At 72.2% G+C, this 24,247-nt stretch carries 23 protein-coding genes; 7 read left to right on the top strand and 16 right to left on the bottom strand.

What is annotated here, in order from left to right; all coding sequences use genetic code 11:
• Window positions 1–7: 7 nt before the first annotated feature.
• Complete coding sequence (locus ACSHXC_RS28355) at window positions 8–64, top strand: trp operon leader peptide (protein ID WP_078516689.1); 57 nt, start codon at window positions 8–10, stop codon at window positions 62–64.
• A 102-nt stretch (window positions 65–166) separates the two neighbouring features.
• The gene (locus ACSHXC_RS28350) at window positions 167–2,071 is read left to right on the top strand and encodes an anthranilate synthase family protein (protein WP_438294290.1); all 1,905 of its coding nucleotides are present in this window, start codon (window positions 167–169) and stop codon (window positions 2,069–2,071) included.
• A 5-nt stretch (window positions 2,072–2,076) separates the two neighbouring features.
• Here the strand turns inward: ACSHXC_RS28350 and ACSHXC_RS28345 are convergent, their stop codons facing one another.
• From ACSHXC_RS28345 to ACSHXC_RS28325, 5 genes are all read right to left on the bottom strand, one after another.
• Window positions 2,077–3,075 (bottom strand): 2-hydroxyacid dehydrogenase, encoded by a 999-nt coding sequence (locus tag ACSHXC_RS28345; protein WP_438294289.1) that lies wholly within the window; start codon window positions 3,073–3,075, stop codon window positions 2,077–2,079.
• Window positions 3,076–3,188: 113 nt separating this feature from the next.
• Window positions 3,189–4,217 carry a 6-phosphofructokinase gene (locus tag ACSHXC_RS28340; protein WP_438294288.1) on the bottom strand — a complete coding sequence of 343 codons (1,029 nt, stop codon included), beginning with the start codon at window positions 4,215–4,217 and terminating at the stop codon, window positions 3,189–3,191.
• 143 nt (window positions 4,218–4,360) lie between these two features.
• Window positions 4,361–5,050 (bottom strand): response regulator, encoded by a 690-nt coding sequence (locus ACSHXC_RS28335; RefSeq protein ID WP_438294287.1) that lies wholly within the window; start codon window positions 5,048–5,050, stop codon window positions 4,361–4,363.
• Entirely contained in the window at window positions 5,047–6,261 is a 1,215-nt protein-coding gene (gene macS / locus ACSHXC_RS28330) for a MacS family sensor histidine kinase (protein ID WP_438294286.1), read from the bottom strand. The genes ACSHXC_RS28335 and macS overlap by 4 nt, the downstream gene beginning before the upstream one ends.
• 38 nt (window positions 6,262–6,299) lie before the next feature.
• Window positions 6,300–7,079 carry a 1-acyl-sn-glycerol-3-phosphate acyltransferase gene (locus tag ACSHXC_RS28325; RefSeq protein ID WP_344372025.1) on the bottom strand — a complete coding sequence of 260 codons (780 nt, stop codon included), beginning with the start codon at window positions 7,077–7,079 and terminating at the stop codon, window positions 6,300–6,302.
• A gap of 154 nt (window positions 7,080–7,233) precedes the next feature.
• Between ACSHXC_RS28325 and ACSHXC_RS28320 the strand changes: the two genes are divergently transcribed.
• A complete protein-coding gene (locus ACSHXC_RS28320; protein WP_438294285.1) occupies window positions 7,234–8,013 on the top strand; it encodes an alpha/beta hydrolase in 780 nt (259 codons plus the stop codon).
• The gene (locus ACSHXC_RS28315; protein WP_438294284.1) at window positions 7,925–8,596 is read left to right on the top strand and encodes a hypothetical protein; all 672 of its coding nucleotides are present in this window, start codon (window positions 7,925–7,927) and stop codon (window positions 8,594–8,596) included. Before ACSHXC_RS28320 ends, ACSHXC_RS28315 begins: the two co-directional genes overlap by 89 nt.
• 54 nt (window positions 8,597–8,650) lie before the next feature.
• On the opposite strand, the gene ACSHXC_RS28310 is transcribed toward ACSHXC_RS28315, so the two are convergent.
• The 6 genes from ACSHXC_RS28310 to ACSHXC_RS28285 all read right to left on the bottom strand — a co-directional run bounded on the left by ACSHXC_RS28310 (window position 8,651) and on the right by ACSHXC_RS28285 (window position 13,559).
• Window positions 8,651–9,400 carry an endonuclease/exonuclease/phosphatase family protein gene (locus ACSHXC_RS28310; RefSeq protein ID WP_438294283.1) on the bottom strand — a complete coding sequence of 250 codons (750 nt, stop codon included), beginning with the start codon at window positions 9,398–9,400 and terminating at the stop codon, window positions 8,651–8,653.
• 69 nt (window positions 9,401–9,469) lie between these two features.
• Window positions 9,470–10,423 carry an ROK family glucokinase gene (locus ACSHXC_RS28305; RefSeq protein ID WP_053727734.1) on the bottom strand — a complete coding sequence of 318 codons (954 nt, stop codon included), beginning with the start codon at window positions 10,421–10,423 and terminating at the stop codon, window positions 9,470–9,472.
• A 138-nt stretch (window positions 10,424–10,561) separates the two neighbouring features.
• Complete coding sequence (locus tag ACSHXC_RS28300; protein ID WP_438294282.1) at window positions 10,562–10,993, bottom strand: DUF5304 domain-containing protein; 432 nt, start codon at window positions 10,991–10,993, stop codon at window positions 10,562–10,564.
• A 70-nt stretch (window positions 10,994–11,063) separates the two neighbouring features.
• Entirely contained in the window at window positions 11,064–12,188 is a 1,125-nt protein-coding gene (locus ACSHXC_RS28295) for an ArsA-related P-loop ATPase (protein ID WP_438294281.1), read from the bottom strand.
• A gap of 2 nt (window positions 12,189–12,190) precedes the next feature.
• On the bottom strand, window positions 12,191–12,670 hold the full coding sequence (locus ACSHXC_RS28290) for an SRPBCC family protein (protein WP_438294280.1): 480 nt from the start codon (window positions 12,668–12,670) through the stop codon (window positions 12,191–12,193).
• Between the two features lie 127 nt (window positions 12,671–12,797).
• Window positions 12,798–13,559: a metallophosphoesterase family protein gene (locus tag ACSHXC_RS28285; RefSeq protein WP_438294279.1), complete on the bottom strand. Its 762-nt coding sequence runs from the start codon at window positions 13,557–13,559 to the stop codon at window positions 12,798–12,800.
• A 275-nt stretch (window positions 13,560–13,834) separates the two neighbouring features.
• On the opposite strand from ACSHXC_RS28285, the gene ACSHXC_RS28280 reads away from it, so the two are divergent.
• Window positions 13,835–15,628, top strand: a complete 1,794-nt coding sequence (locus tag ACSHXC_RS28280; protein WP_438294278.1) for an AMP-dependent synthetase/ligase — start codon at window positions 13,835–13,837, stop codon at window positions 15,626–15,628.
• 589 nt (window positions 15,629–16,217) lie between these two features.
• Here the strand turns inward: ACSHXC_RS28280 and ACSHXC_RS28275 are convergent.
• Complete coding sequence (locus ACSHXC_RS28275; RefSeq protein WP_438294277.1) at window positions 16,218–17,360, bottom strand: glycosyltransferase family 4 protein; 1,143 nt, start codon at window positions 17,358–17,360, stop codon at window positions 16,218–16,220.
• Window positions 17,361–17,515: 155 nt separating this feature from the next.
• Here ACSHXC_RS28275 and ACSHXC_RS28270 point away from each other — a divergent pair, with 155 nt between their 5' ends.
• A complete protein-coding gene (locus ACSHXC_RS28270; protein WP_438294276.1) occupies window positions 17,516–18,742 on the top strand; it encodes a glycosyltransferase 87 family protein in 1,227 nt (408 codons plus the stop codon).
• On the opposite strand, the gene ACSHXC_RS28265 is transcribed toward ACSHXC_RS28270, so the two are convergent.
• Complete coding sequence (locus ACSHXC_RS28265; protein WP_438294275.1) at window positions 18,703–20,034, bottom strand: MATE family efflux transporter; 1,332 nt, start codon at window positions 20,032–20,034, stop codon at window positions 18,703–18,705. The two genes, ACSHXC_RS28270 and ACSHXC_RS28265, sit on opposite strands and share 40 nt — an antisense overlap.
• A gap of 98 nt (window positions 20,035–20,132) precedes the next feature.
• On the opposite strand from ACSHXC_RS28265, the gene ACSHXC_RS28260 reads away from it, so the two are divergent.
• Complete coding sequence (locus tag ACSHXC_RS28260) at window positions 20,133–20,660, top strand: PadR family transcriptional regulator (protein WP_438294274.1); 528 nt, start codon at window positions 20,133–20,135, stop codon at window positions 20,658–20,660.
• On the opposite strand, the gene ACSHXC_RS28255 is transcribed toward ACSHXC_RS28260, so the two are convergent.
• The 3 genes from ACSHXC_RS28255 to ACSHXC_RS28245 all read right to left on the bottom strand — a co-directional run bounded on the left by ACSHXC_RS28255 (window position 20,661) and on the right by ACSHXC_RS28245 (window position 24,200).
• Window positions 20,661–21,893, bottom strand: coding sequence for a hypothetical protein (locus ACSHXC_RS28255; protein WP_438294273.1), 1,233 nt, complete (start codon window positions 21,891–21,893; stop codon window positions 20,661–20,663).
• Window positions 21,894–21,909: 16 nt separating this feature from the next.
• The gene (locus ACSHXC_RS28250) at window positions 21,910–22,938 is read right to left on the bottom strand and encodes an NlpC/P60 family protein (RefSeq protein WP_438294272.1); all 1,029 of its coding nucleotides are present in this window, start codon (window positions 22,936–22,938) and stop codon (window positions 21,910–21,912) included.
• Window positions 22,939–23,177: 239 nt separating this feature from the next.
• A complete protein-coding gene (locus ACSHXC_RS28245; protein ID WP_438294271.1) occupies window positions 23,178–24,200 on the bottom strand; it encodes an NlpC/P60 family protein in 1,023 nt (340 codons plus the stop codon).
• Window positions 24,201–24,247 lie beyond the last annotated feature (47 nt).

Genomic DNA, 24,247 nt, shown 5'->3' with positions numbered 1-24,247 from the left:
GCCCGGCATGTTCGCGCACTCGACCCAGAACTGGTGGTGGACCGCTCATCCGGCGGCCCGCTGATTTCTGCGCGTACACAGACTCGCGAAGGCCGCCCCGAGGGGCGGCCTTCAGTGTTTCCCGGGCTGTTCCTCCCGCTCACCACCGGAAGGAACCACACAACTCATGCTCATCCAGAGGCTGTTGGACGAGAACTGCCCGCCCTTCGCGCTGCTGCGCAGGCGCACCCCGGGTCATGATCACGACATCGTCGAGCTGCTGATCGGCGAGGTCCACGAGGCCGAACACCTCGCCGACCTGCCCGTCGGGGACCGGCCCGCGCTCGCTCTGGTGCCGTTCCGGCAGATCAGGGAGCGCGGCTTCGACGTCCGCGACGACGGGACGCCGCTCTCGGTCCTGGTCGCGGACGAGACGTACGAACTCCCGCTCGCGGACGTGCTCGCCGAGCTCCCCGCGCACGAGGTGCGGGTCGAGGGCGGCGGCTTCGACGTCGGCGACGAGGAGTACGCGGGGATCGTGCGGCGGGTGATCGACGACGAGATCGGCCGCGGCGAGGGCGCCAACTTCGTCATCCGGCGCACCTTCACCGGCGAGATCCCCGGCTTCGGACGGGCCGACGCGCTGGCCCTGTTCCGCCGCCTGCTCGTGGGTGAGCAGGGCGCGTACTGGACGTACGTGGTGCACGCCGGAAATGGGAAAGGGCCCGAAGGGCCTTCCTCGGAAGGGCGGCGGCGGGCGACGGGCGGGCGCACTCTGGTCGGCGCCAGCCCCGAGGTGCACGTACGGATGTCCGGCGGCACGGTCGTCATGAACCCGATCAGCGGGACCTACCGCTACCCGGCGGGCGGCCCCACCCCCGAGGACCTGCTGGCCTTCCTCGCCGACCGCAAGGAGACCGACGAGCTGTCGATGGTCGTCGACGAGGAGCTCAAGATGATGTGCACGGTCGGCGACATGGGCGGCGTCGTGATCGGCCCCCGGCTGAAGGAAATGGCCCATCTCGCGCACACCGAGTACGAGTTGAGGGGCCGCTCCTCGCTCGACGTCCGCGAAGTCCTCAGGGAGACGATGTTCGCGGCGACGGTCACCGGGTCACCGGTGCAGAACGCGTGCCGGGTCATCGAGCGGTACGAGGACGGCGGGCGCGGCTACTACGCGGGCGCGCTCGCCCTGCTCGGCCGGGACGCGGGCGGCTCCCAGACCCTCGACTCCCCCATTTTGATCCGCACGGCGGACATCTCCCCCGAAGGGCACCTCAGGGTCCCGGTCGGCGCCACGCTCGTACGCCACTCGGACCCGGCGAGCGAGGTCGCCGAGACACACGCCAAGGCGGCCGGTGTCCTGGCGGCGCTCGGGGTCCGGGCCGGCCGGCCGGCCACCGAGTCCGTACGTCCGCGGCTCGCCGACGATCCCCGGGTGCGGGCCGCGCTCGATGCCCGCCGGGCCGACCTCGCGCCGTTCTGGCTGCGGATGCAGGACCGGCCGGCCGAGCCGAGCGGGTCTGCTCTGGTGGTGGACGGGGAGGACACGTTCACGGCGATGCTCGCGCATGTGCTGCGCTCGGCGGGCCTCGCCGTCTCGGTGCTCCGCTACGACGTCCCCGGACTGCACGCGCGGGTGCTCGGCCACGAGGGCCCGGTGATCCTCGGCCCGGGTCCGGGCGACCCCTCGGACGCGGCCGACCCGAAGATGGCGCTGCTCCGTCCGCTGGCCGCGGAGCTGCTGCGCTCGCACCGGCACGGGCTGCTGGGTGTGTGCCTCGGCCATGAGCTGATCGCGGCGGAGCTCGGCCTGGAGATCGTGCGCAAGCGGGAGCCCCACCAGGGCGCGCAGGTGCGGATCGACCTGTTCGGCCGCGAGGAGACGGTGGGCTTCTACAACAGCTTCGCGGCGCGCTGCGAGGCGGAGCTGCCCGGCGTGGAGATCGCGCGCGACCCGGTGACCCACGAGGTCCACGCGCTGCGCGGCCCCGGGTACGCGGGCATCCAGTTCCACCCGGAGTCGGTGCTGACCCTGCGCGGCCCGGAGGTGGTCAAGGACCTGCTCGCGGGAGTGGCGGCGGTGCGCTGAGGGGCTTACGGCGCTGCCGGGACCAGGACGTTCTCGGTGTGGCGGCCTGCCGCGTAGGCCGCCACGTTGTCCACCGTCGCCGCGATGATCTGGCCCACCGCGTCCTGGGTGTAGTACGCCTGGTGCGAGGTGACCACCACGTTCGGGAAGGTCACGAGGCGGGCCAGGGTGTCGTCCTGGACGGCCTCCAGGGACTTGTCGAGGAAGAAGAGCCCCGCCTCGGCCTCGTACACATCGAGGCCGACGCCGGCGAAGCGCCCCTTGCGCAGCTCGCCCACCAGGGCGTCCGTGTCGATGAGCCCGCCCCGGCTGGAGTTGACCAGGATCGCGTCGTCCTTCATCGCCGAGAGTTCCCTGCGGCCGATGATGTGCTGGGTCGAGGGCAGCAGCGGCACGTGCAGGCTGATCAGGTCCGCGTTCGCGAGGAGCTCTTCCTTGTCGACGTACTTCATGCCGAGCTCGACGCAGGCCGGGTTCTGCGCCGCGTCCCAGCCCAGCAGGTTCATGCCGAAGCCGTGGGCGATCCGGGTGAACGCCTCGCCGATCTTGCCGGTGCCGAGGACCCCGACGGTGCGGCCCCGCATGTCGCGGCCGAGGAGCCCGTCGAGGCGGAAGTCGAAGTCGCGGGTGCGGTTGGAGGCCCGCACGATGCGGCGGTTCACGGCCATCGCCAGGGTCCAGGCGAATTCGGCGACGGAGTACGGGGAGTAGTAGGAGACCCGGGCGATGGTGAGGCCCAGGCGGGCGGCCACGTCCAGGTCGATGTTGTTGAAGCCGGTGGAGCGCTGGGCGATCATCTGCGTCCCGCCGACGGCCAGGCTCTGCAGCACCTGGGCGTTGAGGTTGGCGTTGACGCTGGTGGAGACCACTTCGTACCCGGCGGCGATCGGCGCGGTGTCCTCGGTGAGGAAGACGTCCAGACAGCGGATGTCGTGGAGTCCCGCGAAGGCCTTCTCGATCAGCGGCTTCTCGTCGGCCTGCACACCGAATGCCAGGATTTCCACGACTCTCCCCTTATGGGCGCTCCATGACCGTCAGGCCAGTGATGAGGGCTATGGGCCGGATATCGCGAATATACGGCCCACAGCCCGGACCCGCCCGGTCTGGTCGGCCGGGGTCAGCCGAAGAAGACGCCCACCTCGGCGTAGAGCGCGGGGTCCACGGTCTTCAGCTTCGAGGTGGCCTCCGAGATCCCCACCCGCACGATGTCCGTGCCGCGCAGCGCGACCATCTTGCCGAAGTCGCCGTCGCGCACCGCCTCAATGGCGTGCAGGCCGAAGCGGGTCGCGAGCCACCGGTCGAAGGCGCTCGGGGTGCCGCCGCGCTGGACGTGGCCGAGGACGGTGGTGCGGGCCTCCTTGCCGGTGCGCTTCTCGATCTCCTTGGCCAGCCACTCGCCGACGCCGGAGAGCCGCACGTGCCCGAAGGAGTCGAGCGTGCCGTCCTTGAGCACCATTTCGCCGTCCTTGGGCATGGCGCCCTCGGCGATGACGACGATCGGCGCGTACGAGGCCTTGAAGCGGGAGGTGATCCAGCCGCAGACCTGGTCCACGTCGAAGCGCTGCTCGGGGATGAGGATGACGTTGGCACCGCCGGCCAGGCCCGAGTGCAGGGCGATCCAGCCCGCGTGCCGGCCCATGACCTCGACGACCAGGACCCGCATGTGGGACTCGGCCGTGGTGTGCAGCCGGTCGATGGCCTCGGTCGCGATGCCGACGGCGGTGTTGAAGCCGAAGGTGTAGTCGGTGGCGGACAGGTCGTTGTCGATCGTCTTGGGCACGCCGACGCAGTTGACGCCGTACTCGTCGCTGAGCCGGGCCGCGACACCCAGGGTGTCCTCGCCGCCGATCGCGATCACGGCGTCGATCTCGTACTTGGTGAGGTTCTCCTTGATGCGGCGGACCCCGTTCTCCGCCTTGAGGGGGTTGGTGCGCGAGGAGCCGAGGATGGTGCCGCCGCGCGGCAGGATGCCGCGCACCGCCGGGATGTCCAGCTTGACGGTGTCGCCCTCCAGGGGGCCGCGCCAGCCGTCCTTGAACCCGGTGAACTCGTATCCGTACTCCTGCACACCCTTGCGGACGATGCCCCGGATGACGGCGTTGAGTCCGGGGCAGTCACCGCCTCCGGTCAGTACTCCGACCCGCATGGAATGGTCCCTTCACCTGGGAGTGACGTACGCGTCCACGCTAGTGGTGACATACATCACTCAGGGATGGGGCGAAGGGTCAATTCGCTTGATCCGTACGGGAGTTGAAGATCCGCCGTTCACCCGCACGGGGGATGGCCCGGTCAGGCGTCGTCGAGGCCGCGCTCGATCGCGTACCGCACGAGCTCCACCCTGTTGTGCAGCTGGAGCTTGCCCAGGGTGTTCTGGACGTGGTTCTGCACCGTGCGGTGCGAGATGACCAGGCGCTCGGCTATCTGCTTGTAGCTGAGGCCCTTGGCGACCAGGCGCAGCACCTCGGTCTCGCGCTCGGTGAGCTGCGGGGCCTTGGGCTCGTCGGATGTGGCGGGCGCCGGGTCCTTGGCGAGCCTGCGGTACTCGCCGAGGACGAGGCCGGCCAGGCCCGGGGTGAACACCGGGTCGCCGACGGCCGTGCGGCGCACCGCGTCGGTCAGCTCCTCGGTGCTGGCCGACTTGAGGAGGTAGCCGAGCGCGCCGGACTTCACCGCCTCCAGTACGTCCGCGTGCTCGCCCGAGGCGGACAGCACCAGGACCCTCAACGCCGGGTTGGCGGCGACCAGTTCCTTGCAGACCTGGGCGCCGGGCATGCCCGGCAGGTTGAGGTCGAGGACCAGGACGTCGGGCGCCGCGGCCTGGGCCCGGCGCACCGCCTGCGGTCCGTCGCCGGCCGTGGCGACCACGTCGAAACCGACGGCGGCGAGGTCGCGGGCGACCGCGTCGCGCCACATCGGGTGGTCGTCGACCACCATCACCTTCACCGTCGCATCCACCCGCGCCGTCTGCTGCTGGGTCATCCGTGCCGTCCTGCCTTCCCCCGTGGGACCTTCAGTTCAACTTCTGTGCCCTGGCCCGGCACGGAGATCAGCTCCGCCGTGCCGCCCAGGTCGCGCAGCCGGCCCCGGATCGAGAGGGCGACGCCCATGCGTCCCTCCCCCTCGGCCTGGTCGAGCCGGCCCGCCGGGATTCCGGGCCCGTCGTCCCGTACCGTCACGATCACTTCGTCCCCCCAGTCCTCGACCAGGATCCAGGCCTGGGCGGACTCCCCCGCGTGCATACGGACATTGTCCAGTGCGGCACTGACAGCGGCCGCGAGCTCCCTGGCCGCGGGGGGTGCGAGCAGCACCGGAGCGCCCGGTTCCGCGAAGGAGACCTTCGCTCCGGCGTGCCGGGCGAGCAGCGAGCGCAGGTCGGTCTCGCCGGGCCCGCCGGGCTCGTCGTCCACCTCGACCGCCCGTACGACGGCGCCGTTCTCGAAGTCCTCGGAGGCCCGGGTCGGCGGCACCAGGCCGCTGGAGACCAGGGTGCGCAGGGCGACCTCCTGCTCGCCGGCGAGGCGGCCGAGCTCCGCGGCCTCGCCCCCGAGCGCGGTGCCGCGGCGCTGCACCATGGCGAGCACCTGGAGCACGCTGTCGTGGATGTCGCGGGCCAGGCGCTCGCGCTCGCGGGTGGCCGCCTCGATCTCCAGGGCGCGGGCGAGCGTCGCCTCACTGGCCCGGGCCACCTCGACGATGTAGCCGATCCCGATGGAGGCGATCCACACCAGGATCACGTTGTGGAAGGTGTCCCGGGTCGGGTGCGCGCGCTCCACGATGTTGGCGACGGCCACCAGCGACGAGGCGAACGCGGCCCAGCGCCAGCCGCCCTTGATCGCGAAGGCGATCACCGCTCCGGCCGCCGCGATGGTCGGCAGCGTCGGCCCGTCGACGTGCTGGGCGTCCACGTCGGCGACCGGCGTGAGCAGGATGCCGGTGAGCACCACGGTGAGGTCGACGGCGAGGAAGCGCTTGGTGCACGCGGCCGCGTTGGCCACCCTCGGCAGGGTCGCGAAGTTCCACACGGTGAGCACCGAGAGGTACCCGATGCCGACCCAGGGACGTTCGAACTTGTGGTAGCCGTTCGCGAAGATCGCCAGCGCGTAGAGCGTCGTGAGCACCCGGTAGCCGGTCAGGGCCCGCCACAGGGGCAGTTCCACCGACATCCGTACGACTCGTTCGCGTTTCGCCATGTTCCCCACCCCTGGCCCGGCCCCCTGGACGGGCGCGGCTAGTCGCCGGGCTGTTCCGCCCGCTTGGCCTGCTCGATCTCGCGGGCCCGCTCCGCCTTCTCGGCGGCCTTCTGCTCGTCGGCGATCCGCTTGGCCTCGTCCGCGATCTGCCGCTTGGCGGCCGTCGCGTAGATGTCGACGTACTCCTGGCCGGAGAGCTTCATGATCTCGTACATGACCTCGTCGGTCACCGAGCGCAGGATGAAGCGGTCGCCCTCCATGCCCTGGTAGCGGCTGAAGTCGAGCGGCTTGCCGATCCGGATGCCGGGGCGCATCAGCTTGGGGACGACCTTGCCCGGCGGCTGGATCTTCTCGGTGTCGATCATCGCGACCGGGATGACGGGGGCGCCGGTGGCCAGCGCGACCCGGGCGAGCCCGCCCGGCTTGCCGCGGTAGAGGCGGCCGTCGGGCGAGCGGGTGCCCTCCGGGTAGATGCCGAAGAGGCCGCCGCTCTTGATGACGTCGATGCCGGCGTTGATCGCGGCCTCGCCGGCCCCGCGGGCGCCCGAGCGGTCCACCGGGAGCTGGCCGACGCCCTTGAAGAACGCGGCCGTCAGCTTGCCCTTGACCCCGGGGGAGGTGAAGTACTCGGCCTTGGCGATGAACGTGACCTTGCGGTCCAGGACGGCCGGCAGGAAGAAGGAGTCCGAGAAGGAGAGGTGGTTGCTCGCGAGGATCGCCGGACCCTCGGCGGGAATGTTCTCCAGGCCCTCCACCCACGGCCTGAAGGCGAGCTTCAGCGACCCGCCGATGGAGAACTTCATTGCGCCGTAGATCAACTCGGATGCCTTCCTGTGCTTGTCGAACAGACCTTAACCCGTGCCGGGCCCGGCCTCCCGCGCGACGGCCCTGGTCGGTGTCGGTCCGGTCGCGTACCGTGAAGTACGACTCCCCCGCACAACCCCGCCCCTGCTCATGAACAGGAGACCCCTGGTGCCGGTCCTCCCCGGAGCCGAGCCGTTCCGCCACGAGGGCGGAGAGGTCGGCGTCCTCCTCTGTCACGGTTTCACCGGTTCCCCGCAGTCGCTGCGCCCCTGGGCCGACTACCTCGCCGAGCGCGGCCTCACGGTCTCGCTGCCGCTCCTTCCGGGGCACGGCACCCGCTGGCAGGACATGCAGCTCACGGGCTGGCAGGACTGGTACGCGGAGGTGGACCGCGCCCTGCGCGAGCTCACCGAGCGCTGCACCAAGGTCTTCGTCTTCGGGCTCTCCATGGGCGGCGCCCTGTCGCTGCGCCTCGCCGCGAAGCACGGCGACGCGGTGACCGGCCTGGTGCTCGTCAACCCGGGCAACAAGGTGCACGGCGCGGCCGCCCACGCGCTGCCCGTGGTCCGCCACTTCGTACGGTCCACGAAGGGCATCGCCAGCGACATCGCCAAGGAGGGCTCCGAGGAGGTCGGCTACGACCGGGTACCGCTGCACGCGGCGAACTCGCTGCGCACCTTCTTCAGGATCGTGGACGGTGAACTGCCGCAGGTGACCCAGCCGTTGGTGGTACTGCACAGCCCGCAGGACCATGTGGTGCCGCCGGTCGACTCGGCGCGGATCCTCAGCCGGGTCTCCTCCACGGACGTCGAGGAGATCCTGCTGGAACAGAGCTACCACGTGGCGACGTTGGACCACGATGCGGAGCGGATCTTCGAGGAGAGCTACTCGTTCATCGGCCGCCTCGCTCCTAGCGTCGGGAAGAAGGGGAGCACGACCGGTGGCTGAGCACGACGCGGACCGCGAACCGCAGCCGATCGACGAAGAGGCTGCCTGGGCGGCGATCGTGGCGGGGTACGGCGAGGAGCCGGCCGACCCGCCGGGTGCCAGGCCATTCAGATCCGTGGAGGACCTCGCCCTGATCGAGGACGAGCCCGACGAGGACGGCGACAGCGGCGGGGCGCCCGAATCCGGCAAGAGCCCCGACAAGGGCCTGGACAAGAGTGGTGACAAGGGCGCCGGCAAGCCGGCCCTCGGCAGTTCGGTGGTGTTCGCGCCCGGCGTGGGCGGCCCGCGCGACTTCTCGCCCGCCGAGCCGTCCGACGACGACCTGGACGCCTCGGACGAGGGCCACTTCGTGCCGCCGGAGCCGCCGCCGCTGCCGGAGGCCGACGTCACGGCGAAGTTCGCGTGGCTGGGCGTGCTGGGCGGCCCGTTGCTGCTGATCCTTGCGGCGATCTTCGGCTGGGACATGACATGGTGGCTCACCACGCTCGGCGTGGGCGGCTTCCTGGGCGGCATCGGCACGCTCTTCGCCCGCATGCAGCACGACGAGGACGACGACGACCCGGGTCGCGGCGCGGTGGTCTGACCCCGTCCGAGAGGCGGGGCATGGGGGCGCGAAAGGCAGCGCCCCCGAGGGCTTCTAGGCCGCCGGCACCCGCAATGCCGCCAGCACCGGCAGGTGGTCCGTGGCCGCCGTCAGATCGGCTGGGGCCACCAGGCCCAACGGCACGCCGCAGCCCAGGACTTCGATGCCCCGGGTCGCGAAGATCGCGTCGATCCGCTGGTGCGGGTCCTTCGGCGTGGAGGTCGGCCCGCCGCCCCACGGCGCCACTTCCCAGCAGTCCTGGAGCGCCCCGGCAAGGCGGCCGAAGCTGCGCCCGCCGGGCCGCTCGTTCAGGTCGCCGCCCGCGATCGCGTGGTCCACGCCCATCCCGGCGAGCCGGTCGAGCAGCGCCCCCGCCTGCTCGTACCGCTCGGCCGCCTGAAGGCTGAGGTGGGCGCTCAGGACGCCGATCCTGGCCCCGCCGATACGTACCACCGCGGTCGCGAACCCGCGCCGGTGGAGGCCGGGGGTGAGCGGAAGCAGCACGTCCTCGGTGCGTTCCACGGTGGCCCGCAGCGAGCAGAGCAGCATCGGGCCGGCGGCCGTGGCGCCGCCGCTCAGGATCACCAGGTCGGTCGCCGCCGCGAGGCGCGCCGCGGCCTTGCGCCAGCGGAAGAATCTGGGCGCCTCCTGGACGAGGACGAGATCGGGCTCGCAGGCTCGGATCACCCGGGCAAGGGCCGCGTTGTCGTCGCGCATCGAGCGGATGTTGTAGCTGAGGACGCGGATCACGGCCGAGCCGTTCTCCGTGGCGGACGCGGGCAGTTGGCCGGCAGGGGTCGTCATGGTCCACAACGTATGACAGCGCCCGCCGGTCCGGGGCGGACTCGGCGGGCGCTGTCGGTGCTGCGGGAGTTACATGATCGGGTCGGGCTGCCGCGCGAGGTCGGCCGCGCCGACCAGGCCGGCCTTGTTGCCGAGCTGGGCCGCGATGACATCGGCGACCGGGCGCCAGTTGCCGCCGACCAGCCAGCGCTTGTAGGACTTGCGGATCGGGTCGAGCACCAGCTCGCCCTCGTCCGAGAGCCCGCCGCCGACGATGAACGCCGACGGGTCGAAGAGCGAGGCCAGATCGGCCAGGCCCGCGCCCGCCCAGCGCGCCAGTTCACGGTACGAGTCGACCGCGACCGGGTCGCCCTGACGGGCGGCCATCGAGATGTGCTTGCCCTCGATGCCCTCGGGGGTGCCGTCGCCGAGGCCGAGCAGGAACTCGGCGTTCTCGGGGGTGGCGTTGGCGCGCTGCTTGGCGTAGCGGACCAGGGCGCGGCCGGAGGCGTACTGCTCCCAGCAGCCCTGGCTGCCGCAGCCGCACAGCAGACCGTCCGGCACCATCCGGATGTGGCCGAACTCGGCGGCCACGCCGAAGTGGCCGCGGCGCAGCTTGTTGCCGATGATGATGCCGCCGCCGAGGCCGGTGCCCAGCGTGATGCAGATGACGTTCCGGTGGCCCTTGCCGGCTCCGAAGCGGTACTCGCCCCAGGCGGCCGCGTTGGCGTCGTTCTCGACGACGACCGGGAGGCCGGTGCGCTGCTCGACCTTCTCCTTCAGCGGTTCCTGGCGCCAGTCGATATTGGGCGCGAAGTAGACGGTGGACCGCTGGCGGTTGACATAACCGGCGGCCCCGATCCCCACGCCCACGATCTCGTGTCCGGCACGTGCGCCGTCGACGGCCGAGGCGATCGCGTCCACGATGGCATCGGGCGTGCCGGGGGTCGGCACCTTGTGGGTCGAGAGGATGTTGCCGTCCTCGTCGACCACGCCCGCCGCGATCTTCGTGCCGCCGATATCGACACCGATGGTGAGTCCCATGAATCCCTCAGTTCGGTCGAGCCCCGCTACGGCCAACCGTACCCGAGCCGGGGCGGCACTCAGCGTGCCGAGCCCGTGTTCGCGGCGGGTATGAGGGCCGGTCCGGTGCCTGGTGGGCGGCCGGTCCCGGGAGGGGTCTCAGTCGAGGTCGATGTGCTCGGTGGGGCCGGCGCCCTCGTCCCGCTTCCTGTCGTCCGCCGACGTCCAGCGGCGCTCGTGGCCCTCGACGGCCGAGCGGTAGGCGGCGAGCAGCTCGTTGCCGGCCGCGGCGAGGTGGTCGAAGACCTCGGGGTTGCGCTCGATGACGGGCTCGACGGCGGACTTCGCCTGGCTGATCAGCTGCTGCACGGCCCCCTGGGTGGCCAGGCCGGACAGCGAGGACGGGCCGTCGAAGATCCCGGCGACCTTGTCGGTGACGGCGTCGAGCAGCTTGCGCAGTTCCTCGGCGGCGGATCCCGGTGGCGGGCCGTACTGGGCGCGGCGGCGCGCCTTCTCGGCGGCCAGGTCCTCGGCGCAGGCCTCGGCCCAGGCATCCGCGTCGGGGGCGGGGCGCTCGGTGGCTTCGCTCATGGCGGACTCCAGCAGCTGGTTTTCCTACAGGGCTGTTTCCCTCGACGTTACCCGAACGGGGGTACCCCGTTCAGCGACCGCGGGGCCACAGCTCGGGATCGGGGGCGAACCGGATCTCCAGTACGCCGTCGTGCAGCCCGGCCCCGGTGACGGTGCAGCGGCGCAGCGCGGACGGCAGCGCAGCGATGCGCCGGAACGGGCCGACGGTGAGCAGGAGTTCGTCGCCGCGCCGCACCAGCGAGAGGCCGTCCTTGACGGCGCCGGGCAGCGGCAGGCGCCACACCAGGACGTCGTCCTCGGCGAGCCGGTCCTCGATGTTCCACTGCGGGGCCGGGGCGCCGACCGGCCCGGGTCCGATGTCGAGCCGCTCCAGGTCGTCGTCGCCCCGCGGATCACGCCCGAGGTGCGCCACCTCGCGTACGGCGGGGAACTCCCCGGCCAGCTCGTCCAGGTGCTTGCGCTGCTGGGCGACCAGGCCGGCGAGCCAGGGGTCGGGGGTCTCGGCGGGCAGCAGCCTGTTGGCGACCACCGCGTCGAGGGCGAGCCGCTGCACGGCGATGCCCAGCCGGGCGGTGCGCAGGGCCTCGGCCGCGGCCGGTCCGGGTTCCGCGACGAGCCGTACGGTCGTGCCCGGGTCCTCGATCACGGCCTGGACGGCGGCCAGTTCGAGGTCCCAGCGGGCGGCGGTCTCGTAGAGCCACTGCGCGGGCATGGGGACCCCGGCGAGCTGGGCGAGGACCGGGCGCAGCGAGCGGGCTGCCTGGCGCTCGGGCGGCAGGAGGCGGCGCAGATAGCGGCGCAGCTGCTCGGGCAGGGCGAGGGCGGCGAGCGCCCGGTCGGCCGGAGGGAGGTCGACGACGAGCAGGCCCGGCTCGTCGGCGGCGGCCTCGCGCAGGGCGCTGAGCAGGGCGAGCTGTTCGGCGCCGGGGAGTTCGGTGAGCTCCTCGGCGTCCAGGCGGGAGGCGCCGAGCAGGTCGAGGGCGGCGCCCGCGCGGTTCTGGAAGGCGAGGAGTTCGGCGCGGAAGTGCGCGGCCGAATCGATTCGCCGGACGGTGACTCCGGCGAGTTCGCCGGGGAGCCGTTCCGAGGTCAGCAGCGTGACCCGGGTGCCGCTGCGGGCGGCGGCGAGCGCGGTCGCCGCCGCGACGGTGGTGCGGCCCGCGCCGCCGGGGCCGGTGACGAGGACCGTACGCACGTCTAGAGCTTCTTGGCCCCGTCGGCGGAACCGGCCTCGGCGTCGCCCGGGCCGCTCTCGACGCGCTTCTTCAGACCGGCGAGCGCGCGGTCGATGATGACCTTCTCCGCCTTGCGCTTGATCATGCCGAGCATGGGGATCTTGACGTCGACGGTCAGCTGGTAGGTGACCTCGGTCTGTCCGCCGGGGGCGTCGGCCAGGGTGTACGAGCCGTCGAGGGTGCGCAGCATCTGGGACTTGACCAGCGTCCAGCTGACCTGGTTGCCGTTCCAGGTGTAGGCGAGGGTGTGGTCGTCCTTGATGGCGCCCGCGTCGAGCAGCAGGCGCACCTTCTCGGCGTGGCCGGCGGCGTCGGTGGAGAGCACCTCGGCCTCCTTCACCTCGCCGGTCCACTCCGGGTAGCGGGCGAAGTCCGCGATCACGCCCATGACGTCGGCCGGGGCCGCCTCGATGGTGATAGACGAGCTGGTGTGTTCCGCCATCGTCGTGGCTCCTCCAGTGCGCGGTCCGGGTCTGGGTTTTCTCCCCCGCCCGCACGAGGGCGGCGGCGGTGGGGAGGTGTGCGTGCAGGCTATCGCGTACGGGCCCCTCGTCACTCCAGTGGCCGGATCACCACTCCAGGGCGAAGGGCCGGGAGGTGGCGGCGAAGTGGCCGACGTTCACGCACTCGGTGCGGCCGATCCGCATCCGCCGGGCCAGCGGCTGGTGGACATGGCCGAACAGGGAGTAGCGGGGCCGGGTCTTGTGGATCGCGGCGAGCAGGGCGCGCGAGCCGCGCTCGAAGCGGCGGGCGACGGTGTCGTAGACGAGCTCGGGGACCTCGGGCGGGATGTGCGAGCAGAGCACGTCGACCTCGCCGAGCGCCTCGACCTTGGCGGCGTACTCCTCGTCCGAGATTTCATAGGGCGTTCGCATCGCGGTCCGCAGCCCGCCACCGACGAAGCCGAAGACGCGCCCGGCTATCTCGACGCGCTGGCCGTCCAGGACGGTGGTGCCCGGTCCGGCGTACTGCGGCCAGAGGTCCGGCATGTCGACGTTGCCGTACGTGGCGTACGTCGGGGTGGGGAAGGCGGCGAACATCTCGGCGTACTGGCGGCGGACCGCGGCCTCGATCGCGGCCTCCCGGTCGAGCCCGGCCCAGAGCGAACGTCCCAGCTCGCGGGCCTCCTCGAAGCGCCGGGCGGTGCGCAGGGCGACGATGCGGTGGGCGTTCTCGACACCGAAGAGGTCGGGGAAGATGCCGCGCGAGTGGTCGGCGTAGTCGAGGAAGAGGACCAGGTCACCGAGGCAGACCAAGGCGTCCGCCCCGTCGCCGGCCTTCGCCAGGCCCTCGGTGTTCCCGTGCACGTCACTGACCACATGAACTCGCATGAGGGTCACCTTAGGCCGTCGGACCTGCGGTTACTTCCGAGTGCCCAAAGGTGTGGACTACTGTGCGCGAAGCAGTGTCAAACATGTGTGACGCACCGAACATCTGGCCAGAACCCCCTATCGGGAACCCACTACCCATGGGTAACGTCCGGGCAGTCCAGTCGTGCTCGGAGTTCCGCCCCCCACGGAAGCCTCCGGGCACCTGCCCGATCTTGGACCGCAGCCGGTGCATCACACAGAGCCGTGGCACCGGCGCCCGATGAGGAGCAGCAGTCTTGCGCGAGTTCAGCCTTCCGGCCCTGTACGAGGTCCCTTCGGACGGCAACCTGACGGATCTGATCCGCCGCAATGCCGCTCAGCATCCCGATGTCGCGGTCATGGGCCGCAAGATCGCGGGTGCCTGGGCCGATGTCACCGCCCGCCAGTTCCTCGCCGAGGTGCGCGCCGTCGCCAAAGGCCTGATCGCCTCGGGCGTCGAGGCCGGGGACCGGGTGGCCCTGCTCTCCCGGACGCGGTACGAGTGGGTGCTGCTCGACTTCGCGATCTGGAGCGCGGGCGCCGTCACCGTCCCGGTGTACGAGACCAGCTCGCCCGAGCAGATCCAGTGGATCCTCGGCGACTCCGGTGCGACGCTCGCCATCGTCGAGTCCGCGGCGCACCAGGCCTCCGTGGCCTCGGTCCAGGCCGGCCTGCCCGCCCTCAAGGGCATCTGGCAGCTCGACACCGACGCGGTGGGCCGGCTCACCGCGACCGGCGCGGACGTCTCCGACGAGCTGCTCGACCAGCGGATGTCCTCGGCGCACGCCGACGACCCGGCGACCATCGTCTACACCTCCGGCACCACCGGCCGCCCCAAGGGCTGTGTGCTGACCCACCGCGCCTTCTTCGCGGAGTGCGGCAACGTGGTCGAGCGGCTCAAGCCCCTCTTCCGTACGGGCGAGTGCTCGGTGCTGCTCTTCCTGCCCGCGGCCCATGTCTTCGGGCGTCTGGTCGAGGTGGCCTCGGTGATGGCGCCGATCAAGCTCGGCTGCGTACCGGACATCAAGAACCTGACCGATGAACTCGCCTCGTTCCGGCCGACGTTGATCCTCGGCGTGCCGCGCGTCTTCGAGAAGGTCTACAACTCGGCGCGCGCCAAGGCGCAGGCCGACGGCAAGGGCAAGATCTTCGACAAGGCCGCGCACACCGCGATCGCCTACAGCACGGCGCTCAGCACGGACGCGGGGCCCTCGGTCGGCCTGAAGATCAAGCACAAGGTCTTCGACAAGCTCGTCTTCAGCAAGCTGCGGGCGGTGCTCGGCGGGCGCGGCGAGTACGCGATCTCCGGCGGCGCGCCGCTGGGCGAGCGGCTCGGCCACTTCTTCCGCGGCATCGGCTTCACGGTCCTGGAGGGCTACGGCCTCACCGAGTCCTGCGCCGCGACCGCGTTCAACCCCTGGGACCGGCCGAAGATCGGCACGGTCGGGCAGCCGCTGCCGGGCTCGGTGGTCCGCATCGCCGACGACGGCGAGGTGCTGCTGCACGGCGAGCACCTCTTCCAGGGCTACTGGAACAACGAGGCCGCCACCGCCGAGGCGCTCGCCGACGGCTGGTTCCACACCGGCGACATCGGCACCCTCGACGAGGACGGCTACCTCGCGATCACCGGCCGCAAGAAGGAGATCATCGTGACGGCGGGCGGCAAGAACGTCGCCCCCGCGGTCATCGAGGACCGCATCCGCGCGCACGCGCTCGTCGCGGAGTGCATGGTGGTGGGCGACGGCCGGCCGTTCGTCGGCGCGCTCGTCACCCTGGACGAGGAGTTCCTGGGCCGCTGGGCCGAGGAGCACGGCAAGTCCGTGGCGACGGTGGCCGCTCTGCGTGACGACGCCGATCTCCTGGCGGAGGTGCAGCGGGCCGTGGACGACGGCAACGCGGCGGTCTCCAAGGCGGAGTCGGTACGGAAGTTCCGCGTGCTCGGGGCCCAGTTCACGGAGGAGGCCGGCCACATCACGCCTTCGCTGAAGCTGAAGCGGAATGTCGTGGCGAAGGACTTCGCGGACGAGATCGAGGCGATCTACACCCGCTGAGCCCCAGCGGGCCGGGGTTTTCGGGGGCTACGCCCCCGGCCCCCTCTCCACGGCCCGTCCAACGCACTCGGGGCTCCGCCCCGACCCCCGCTCCTCAATCGCCGGAGGGGCTCAATTTGCCCCCCCCCGCAGGCCGGTGTCCCCCGGGGCTCCGCCCCGGACCCCGTTCGCGCCTGAAGGGCGCTCCTCCTCAAACTCCCCCAAGGCCTTAAGGGCCAGGGGGACCCCCATGACAGGCTGGGAATGCCGCTGAGCCACCCGCGTAGCTCGGGGCGGCCTGGGTATACCGCATGATCACCCAGCCAAGCCCCGTTGCCACCAGGGGCGCGGGGAACCGCGCGAGCAACCACGCACAGCCCGAGGCCAAAGACGGGTTCTAGGGGCGCGAGGAACTGCGCGAGTACCGCCCACGGCCCGAGGCCGAAGACGGCTTAGGGGCGCGGGGAACTGCGCAAACAGCCGCACACGGCCCGAGGCCGAGGATGAGCCAGGGGCGCGGGGAACTGCGCAAACAGCCCCCGACCGGCCCCAGCGTCGAATACCCGCACCCCCGCGGAGCGCAGCCGCACCCCCGCGGAGCGAAGCCCCGCTAAAGCAGACCCCTCAGCTTCTCCGCCAGGAGATCCCAGCGCCACCTCTCCTCGACCCAGCCCCGCCCCCGCTCCCCCATCCGCCGCCGCAGCTCCGCGTCCTGGAGCAGGGTGACGATGCGGTCCGCCGAGTCCTCGGGGGAACCGCCCCGCACCACCCAGCCCGTCTCGCCGTCGAGCACCGCGTCGGGCGCGCCGCCGGAGTCGCCCGCGACCACGGGCAGGCCGGTGGCCGAGGCTTCCAGATAGACGATGCCGAGGCCCTCGACGTCCAGGCCCCCGCGCCGGGTGCGGCACGGCATCGCGAAGACGTCGCCCGCCCCGTAGTGCGCGGGAAGCTCCTCCCACGGCACCGCCCCGGTGAAGCGGACGGAGGCCGAAACCCCCGTGTCCAGGGCGAGTTTGCGCAGGTCGGCCTCGTACGGCCCGCCGCCCACGATGAGCAGTACCGCCTCCGGCACCTGCGCGAGGATCGCCGGCATGGCAAGGATCAGCGTGTCCTGGCCCTTGCGCGGCACGAGCCGCGAGACACAGACCACGACGGGCCGGTCGGCGAGCCCGAGCCGTGCGCGGACGGCGTCGCCGCCGGAGCCGGGGTGGAAGGTCTTCTCGTCCACGCCGGGCGGGAGTTGGACCATGCGGGCCGCGGCCTGCTGGGTCAGCGCGTCCGCGATCCGGGAGCGGGTGTACTCACCCAGATAGGTGATCGTGTCCGTGCCCTCGCCGATCCGCCTCAACAGCTGCCGCGCGGCGGGGAGTTGGGCCCATCCGGCCTCGTGCCCGTGCGTGGTCGCCACCAGGCGCTCCGCGCCGGCCCTGCGCAGCGCGGGCCCCATGAGGCCGAGCGGCGCCGCCGCCCCGAACCACACGGAGGAGCAGCGGTGTTCGCGCAGCAGGGAGACGGCCCGACGGGTGACCCTGGGGGTGGGGAGCAGCATCGTGGTGCGGTCCCGTACAACGGTGAACGGCTGCTCGGCGTCGAATACGGCGGTCGCCTCGACGCCCTCCCGGCTCCGCTTCCACGTCGAGGCGTAGACGACGATCTGCTCGGGATCGAGGCGCAGCGCCATGTTGTGCAGGAACGCCTGGATCCCGCCGGGGCGCGGCGGGAAGTCATTGGTCACGATCAAGGTCTTGTGCATCGCCGCCGACAGTACCGAACCCGGGGCGCGCGGCCGAAGGGAGGCGGCGGGGCGGCGCCACGGAACCGAAAGGGCCCCGCCTGACGGCCGAGGCGCCCGGATACCCGGCATCATGACTGGTCCGGCCCCCAAATGAGGACGAGACGGACACAAAAATGAGCATCCTGCGGCGCCCCTTCGCAGTGGCGGTCACCTGGGCCGCGACCCGCTATCTGCTGCTGTTCGGCGTCTTCAGGGTGCTCGTCCTGCCGGGCCCGGACGTCACCAGCGACGTCCATGTCATCTACCAGGGCTGGTCGCAGGTGCTCGCGACCGGCACGTATCCGCTGGACGACGTGACCTGGCAGTACCCGCCGGCCGCGGCCCTCGCGATCCTCTCCCCCGCGGCGCTCCCCTTCCTCGACTACGCGACGGCGTTCTTCCTCCTCGTCTTCCTGGCGGACACGGCGGTCCTCGGCCTCCTCATGTACGCGGCGGGCCGCCCGGGCAAGTCCCTGAACGGCGCCTGGATGTGGGCCGTCGGCGTCCCGCTGCTCGGCCCCACCGTGTACGCCCGCTACGACCTGATGGTGACCGCGGTCGCGGTCGCGGCGCTGCTCGCGGGCGTCCGCCACCCGCGGCTCCTGGGCGCGCTCGCCGCGTTCGGGGCGCTGTTGAAGGTGTGGCCGGTGCTCCTGCTGATCCGCGCCCCGCGCCGGTCCTGGACGACCGCCATGGTGGCCGGCGCCGCGATCCTGGGGGCCTGCATGGCGGCGGCGCCGGGCGCGCTCGCCTTCCTCACGTTCCAGCGGGAGCGGGGCACGGAGGTCGAGTCGCTCGGCGGTCTGGTCTTCCACGTGGCCCGGCACTTCGGCTGGAACGGCCGGGTGCAGCTGAACTACGGCTCGGTGGAGTTCCTCGGCCCGTACGTCTCTCTGGTGTCCACCCTCGCGATGGCGCTGACCGCGCTCGCCTTCGGCTGGCTGCTGCTGTGGCGTCTGAGGTCCTGCGGCCCGACGCGCCCGAGCACCCTGGCGGACGCGGCCTTCGCCGCCGTACTGCTCTTCACGACGACGAGCCGGGTGATCAGCCCCCAGTACCTCCTGTGGCTGGTGGGCCTGGCCGCGGTGTGCCTGGTCTTCCGCCGCACTCCGATGACCCGCCCGGCCCAGCTGGTCCTGGCGGCGACGGGCGTGACCCTCCTGGAGTTCCCGGTCTGGTTCTCGCACGTGGTGGCGAGCGACTGGGTGGGCGTACTCCTCCTGGTCGTACGCAACGGTCTCCTGCTGACCGCCTCGCTCCTCGCCTGCCGCCGCCTGTGGCAGTCGACGTCCCCCAGCCGCAACCTCCCGCCGCTCCCCCTTCAGCCCACCCGCAGGACCGAGCCGTCCACCACCTGCTGAGGCTTCGGGGTACGTCGGCAGAGCCACGCCAGGGCCGCAAACTGGGCGGCCGCGGCGAGCGCGACAGCCAGGCAGATGCCGGGCAGGCCGAGCACCGACAGGCCGTGGGCGAGCGCCAGTTGGAGCACCACGCCGCATCCGGTGATCCGCGCCAGGAGCGGACTGCCGCCGCTGCCCTCGAAGACTCCGCCCACCGCGATGAAGCAGGCGAGCAGCACCAAGTAGGGCCCAAGGCAGCGCAGATACAGTCCTCCGGCCGCGGCCACCTCCCCGCGCGCGCCGAACGCCGCCATGATCCAGGGAGCCGCGGCGAGCAGCACGAGGAGCGCCGCGACCCCCACCGCCCCCGAGACGCGAAGCGCCGCCCGCGCGACGGCCCGCCGCTCGTCCCGCCCGGACCCGAGCAGCCGCGCGGTGTGGATCGCGGCGGCCTGGCGTACGGAGTAGAAGGCCATGGTCGCCACGTACACCGCCTTGGTCGCGATGCCGTACGCGGCGACCTCGGCGACACCGATCCGGGCGACGACCCCGACAAGGGCGAGCGCTCCGCCCATGCGCACGACGAAGTCGGCGGACATGGGCAGTCCGGTGCGCACCGTGCGGCGCAGATCGGCGGACAGGGAGCGTGGCGAGGGCCCGGCCGCGCGCAGCACGGCGCTCCGCCGCAGCACCACAAGCCCCCGCCCCAGCGCGACGGTCCGCCCGAGCACGGTGGCGATGGCCGCGCCCCGCACGCCGAGGCCGCAGCCCAGGATGAGCAGCGGGTCGAGGACGAGGATCAGCCCGTTGGCGAGCAGGGCGAGGCACATCGGGGTGCGGGTGTCGCCCGTGCCCTTGAGGATGCCGTCCACGACGTTGGCGGCGAAGAAGACCGCGATGCCGGGCAGCGCGACGGAGAAGTAGCCGGCGGCGAGGGGCAGGGCCGCGCCGCCGTCGCCGCCGAGCACCAGGCGCGCCAGCGGCTCCCGGCACAGGAACCCGCCCGCCGTGACGACCGGGGTGAGCAGCGCCCACAGCGCCCAGCCGCCCCGCGCCGCCGCCCGCACCCCGCCCGAGTCCCCGGCGCCCCTGGCCCGGGCGAGCAGCACGGTCGTGCCCGACCCGGCCATGAGGACGACCCCGAGCAGCACGTTCTCGACATTGGTGGCGACAGCGACCGCAGCCACCGAGTCCCCGCCGAGCCGGGCCACCCAGACCATGTTGATGATTCCGGCCGCGACCCCGGCCAGGAGCTCGAAGTAGACCGGATACGCGAGCGCCACCAGCGCCCGGCGATGAGCAGTCGGCCCCATGCCCTCTCCCCCGTTTCCCCCTGCGCAATACCTCGATTCGAGGTAACTCGATAAGAGGTAGCATGAGACACGGCAACCGGACAAGACGAGGGGCGCCCATGCTGGAGCTGTCGATCCTGGGATTCCTGTACGAGGAGCCCCTCCACGGCTACGAGCTCAAGGAGCGCATCAAGGGCCTCAGCGGCCACATCCGGCCGGTCAGCGACGGAGCCCTGTACCCGGCGATCACCCGCCTCGCCAAGGCGGGCGCCCTGGAGCAGCACACCGAGCCGGGCAGCGGGGCCGCGCCCCGGCGCATCCTCTCCCTCACGGACGCGGGCCGCGCCGGGCTCCTGGAGCGGCTGCGGCACCCCAAGGATGTCGAGATCACCGACGGGCAGCGGTTCTTCACCCTGCTCGCCTTCCTGCGGCACCTGCCCGACCCCGCCGAGCAGGCGGCCGTCCTGAGGCGACGCCAGGCCTTCCTCGAAACACCGGCGAGCTTCTTCTACCGCGAGGGCGAGCCCGTCGCGGCCGAGCAGGCGCCGGACCTGTTCCGCCAGGGCATGCTGCGGATCGCGCGCGCCACCGGCACGGAGGAGAAGAAGTGGCTGGCGGAGGCGATCAGGCAGCTGGACAAGCCCTGATCAGGCCAGCTGTCCCCGTACGTACTCCCGCCACCGCGCCGTGAACTCCCTTGGGGACAGGCCGAGTTCCTCCTGCATCGCCTTCTCCAGCGCCCCCTCGCGGTGGGGCTGGTCGCCGACCTTCGTATAGAAGCGGGCCAGCGTCGCCTCGCTCCAGCGGGTGGCGATCAGGCGGCAGGCCAGCCAGCCGCCCTCGTACGCTCGCGCCAGGCGGTCCGCGCCGCCGTCGAAGCCGAAGTCGGCGTCGCTCGGCAGATCGGCCGGCAGGCCGCCCGCGCGGACGGCCTTCTGGAGTTCGGGGGCGGCCTGGGGGGCGGTGCGGCCGGTGTCGCGGTAGCCGACCCAGTCCGCGTAGCCCTCCGAGAGCCACATCGGGGTGGCGGGCGAGGTGTGGGCCCGGGTGGCGACGTGGGTGGTCTCGTGGGTGAGGACGACCTTGCGCCCCAGGTCGCCGAGGACCGCGTACGCCTCCGGGTTGACGATCACCCGGTCCGCCGGGGCCGCCGCCGCGCCGCCCGCCTCGCCGGTGGTCACCGCCGCGATGCCCCGGTAGGAGGCGGCGGGCGCGCCGAGCAGTGCGGCCATGCCATCGAGGGAGGAGGGGACGAGGACCACGACCCGGCCTGCCCAATTGCCCGGCCAAGCAGCCGAAACCGCCGGTACCGCCGCGTCCTCCGCGGCCGCGATCCCGTCCAGCTTCGCCCGGTCCTGGCCCACCCCGAGGATCAGGCTGTGGGCGCCGCGCACGGCCGTGACCGGGCCCTGCTGCCACAGCAGCTGGGCGGCACCCTGGGCGGGCCGGTCGTCGGTGACGTACCAGCTGCCGCCGCGCCGGTCGAGGGTCAGGGTGCGGGCGGCCGTCACGGGGGCGGTGTCGTAGCCCTCGATGCGGTAGCGCAGATCCACCTTGGCGATCGCCGTCGCACCGCGCCGGTCCACGCCGGTGACCTTGTACGCCCAGGAGCCGAGCGGCACCTGCGCGAGGTTGCCGAGCTCGGTGCGCTGAGCCACCCGCAGGCCGGCGGCTGCGGGGTCGACGGCGGCCAGATAGCCGGCCTCGTCGTGCTTCAGGACCGCGGCGGCCCGCCGGTCGAGGACCTGCTGCACCTGGTTCGCCGTGGCGTCGGGGGCCGAGCCGGGCGCCGAGCAGCCGGCCACGAGCAGCAGCGCGGTGAGCGCGCATCCCGCCGCCCGCCCGCGCCACACCCCTCGACCACGTCCATGACCTGCCACGCCGCCGATCGTACGGTCAGACGCGCGTCACCGAGGAAATGGGCATCATCCCCACGGGGTCGTAGCGCACCGGCGCCCCCGGATACGGCGCGTGCACCACCTGACCGTTCCCCATGTACATGGCGATGTGGCTGGCGTCGTGCCGGTACGTGATCAGGTCGCCGGGCTTCGCCTCGGAGAGCGGCACCTGGTGGCCGGCGTACCGCTGCTCCTGCGAGGTGCGCGGCAGGCCGAGTCCGGCCTGGGCGTACGACCACTGCATGAGGCCCGAACAGTCGAACCCGGCGGGCCCGCTGGAGCCCCAGATGTACGGCTTGCCGATCGCCGCGCGGGCCGCCATCACGGCCGCCGCGGCCCGCGCGGAAGCGGGCGCCGAGTCGGAGAGCGCGGGCAGTTCGGTGCGTCCCGAGCGGGAGGCGCGGTCGAAGGCGGCCCGGTCGGCGGTGGGCATCGCGTTCAGCGTGCGGCGCGCCTCGGCCAGTTTCGACTCCACGGTCCGCTTGTGCCGGGCCACCTCGGTGCGGCTGCGCTCCAGCTCGGCGAGTTTGCGGCCGGCCTCGGCGCGCTGCTGCGACAGGCGCCGCTGCTCGCGCTGGAGGTCCCGGAGCGCACCGGCCTGACGCTCGCTCAGCCGGTCGAGGGTGGCGGCCCGGTCGAGATACGTGGCCGGGTTCGAGGACAGGAGCAGGGCGAGCGCGGGGTCGATGCCGCCCTGGCGGTACTGCGCCCCGGCGATCGCGCCGAGCGCGCCCCGCATGCGGTTGATCCTGTCCTGGCCGCGCGCGACGCCGTCCTGCGCCTGCTTGACCTGCTCGCGCAGCTCCCGCGCGTGCGCGTCGGCCTTGTCGTACTGCTCGGTGGCCTGCTCGGCCTCCTCGAAGAGGCGGTCCACCTTGGCCTGTCCCGAGGAGGCCGGCTCCTGCGGGTCGGCGCTGGCCGCGGGGGCCGCGAGGGCTGCCGCGGCGGTTGCCGCCGCCGCCGAAAGGACGGTGACGCGGGCGCTCTGGGTCAGGCCCGACTGCGAAGGCCGGCGATGGGACGCCACGTATGCCGCACTCCCTTGCACTGCGTGCGGCCCCTGCCGCCCGGGCGGGCGGCGAGTCACCGGGGAAACCGCACGCCGGACAGTAACCGGGCGCACACCGGGCGGCCAACGACCCCGCCGCCTACGCAAAGTGACGCCCCACCGGAGAGCACAGGTCACCGGTGGGGCGTGGCGTCAGCGCGAGTTGTCGTAATTCGCCCGTTTGGGCGGCATCGGCTGCTGACGGAGGGGAAGGCGGGTCAGCCGATGCGCACACCGAACTGGAACGGCATGTTGTCCATCGACTCGTAGCGAACGACCGTGCCGGTCCGCGGCGCGTGCAGCACCATGCCATTGCCGGCGTAGAGGCCGATGTGGTGCAGGTCCCCGTAGAAGAGCACCAGGTCGCCGGGCTTGAGGTCGCCGCGGCCGATCTGGGTGCCCGCGGTGGCCTGCTCCTGCGAGGTACGCGGCAGGTGGACGCCGGCCTGGCTGTAGGCGTAGCCCGTCAGACCCGAGCAGTCGAAGGTCGCCATGCCGGTCGCGCCGTAGCTGTACGGCTTGCCGAGCTGGGTCTGGGCCGCGGCGAGGGCGGCGCCGCCGACACCCGAGGCGGGCACGTTGCCGAGGTTCGGGCGCTCGTTGGAGCGGTTGGCACGCGATTCGTCGGCGGCGAGCGCGGCCTTCTCCTGCGCGGTCAGCGAGTTGAGCAGCGTCTGCGCGTCGCCGAGCTTGCCCTGGACTTCCTTCTTCTTGTCGTCGAGCACCTTGCGGGTGTCGGCGAGGTCCTTCAGCTTGCCCTCGGCTTCCTTGCGCTCCTGCGCGAGGGTGCGCTGCTTGCCCTGGATCTTCTGCAGCGCCTCGGTCTGATTGGCGCTCAGCTGGTCGAGGGAGGAGGCCTTGTCCAGGAAGTCGTCCGGGTTGGAGGAGAGGAAGAGCGCCAGCGAGGGGTCGATGCCACCGGAGCGGTACTGGGCCGAGGCCATCGAACCGAGGCCGCTGCGCAGGGTGTTGAGCTCCTGCTGACCGCGGGCGACCTTGTCCTGGATCTGCCCGATCTCCTTCTCCAGGGCGGCCTGCTTCTCCTTGGCGCCGTTGGCCGCCTCGGTCGCCTGCTCGGCCTCGTCGTAGAGCTTGTCGACCTTGCTCTTGACCTCGTCCTTGGAGGGCTTCGGGTCCGCCTGGGCAGCCTGCGAAGTAAGAGCGACGACTGCGGCCGCGGTCGCGCTGAGCACGGTCACGCGGGTGCGGCTCGCGGGCTTGGGACGACGGTGGGACCCCACGAAGGCGAGCTCCTTCTTCCTCAGCCGCCGAACAGAACACACTCGGC

The sequence above is a fragment of the Streptomyces sp. HUAS TT7 genome (assembly GCF_051550175.1).
Lineage (GTDB): Bacteria > Actinomycetota > Actinomycetes > Streptomycetales > Streptomycetaceae > Streptomyces.
Note: the sequence above shows the minus strand (reverse complement) of the source record. Positions and strands in the feature narration are given on the sequence as shown.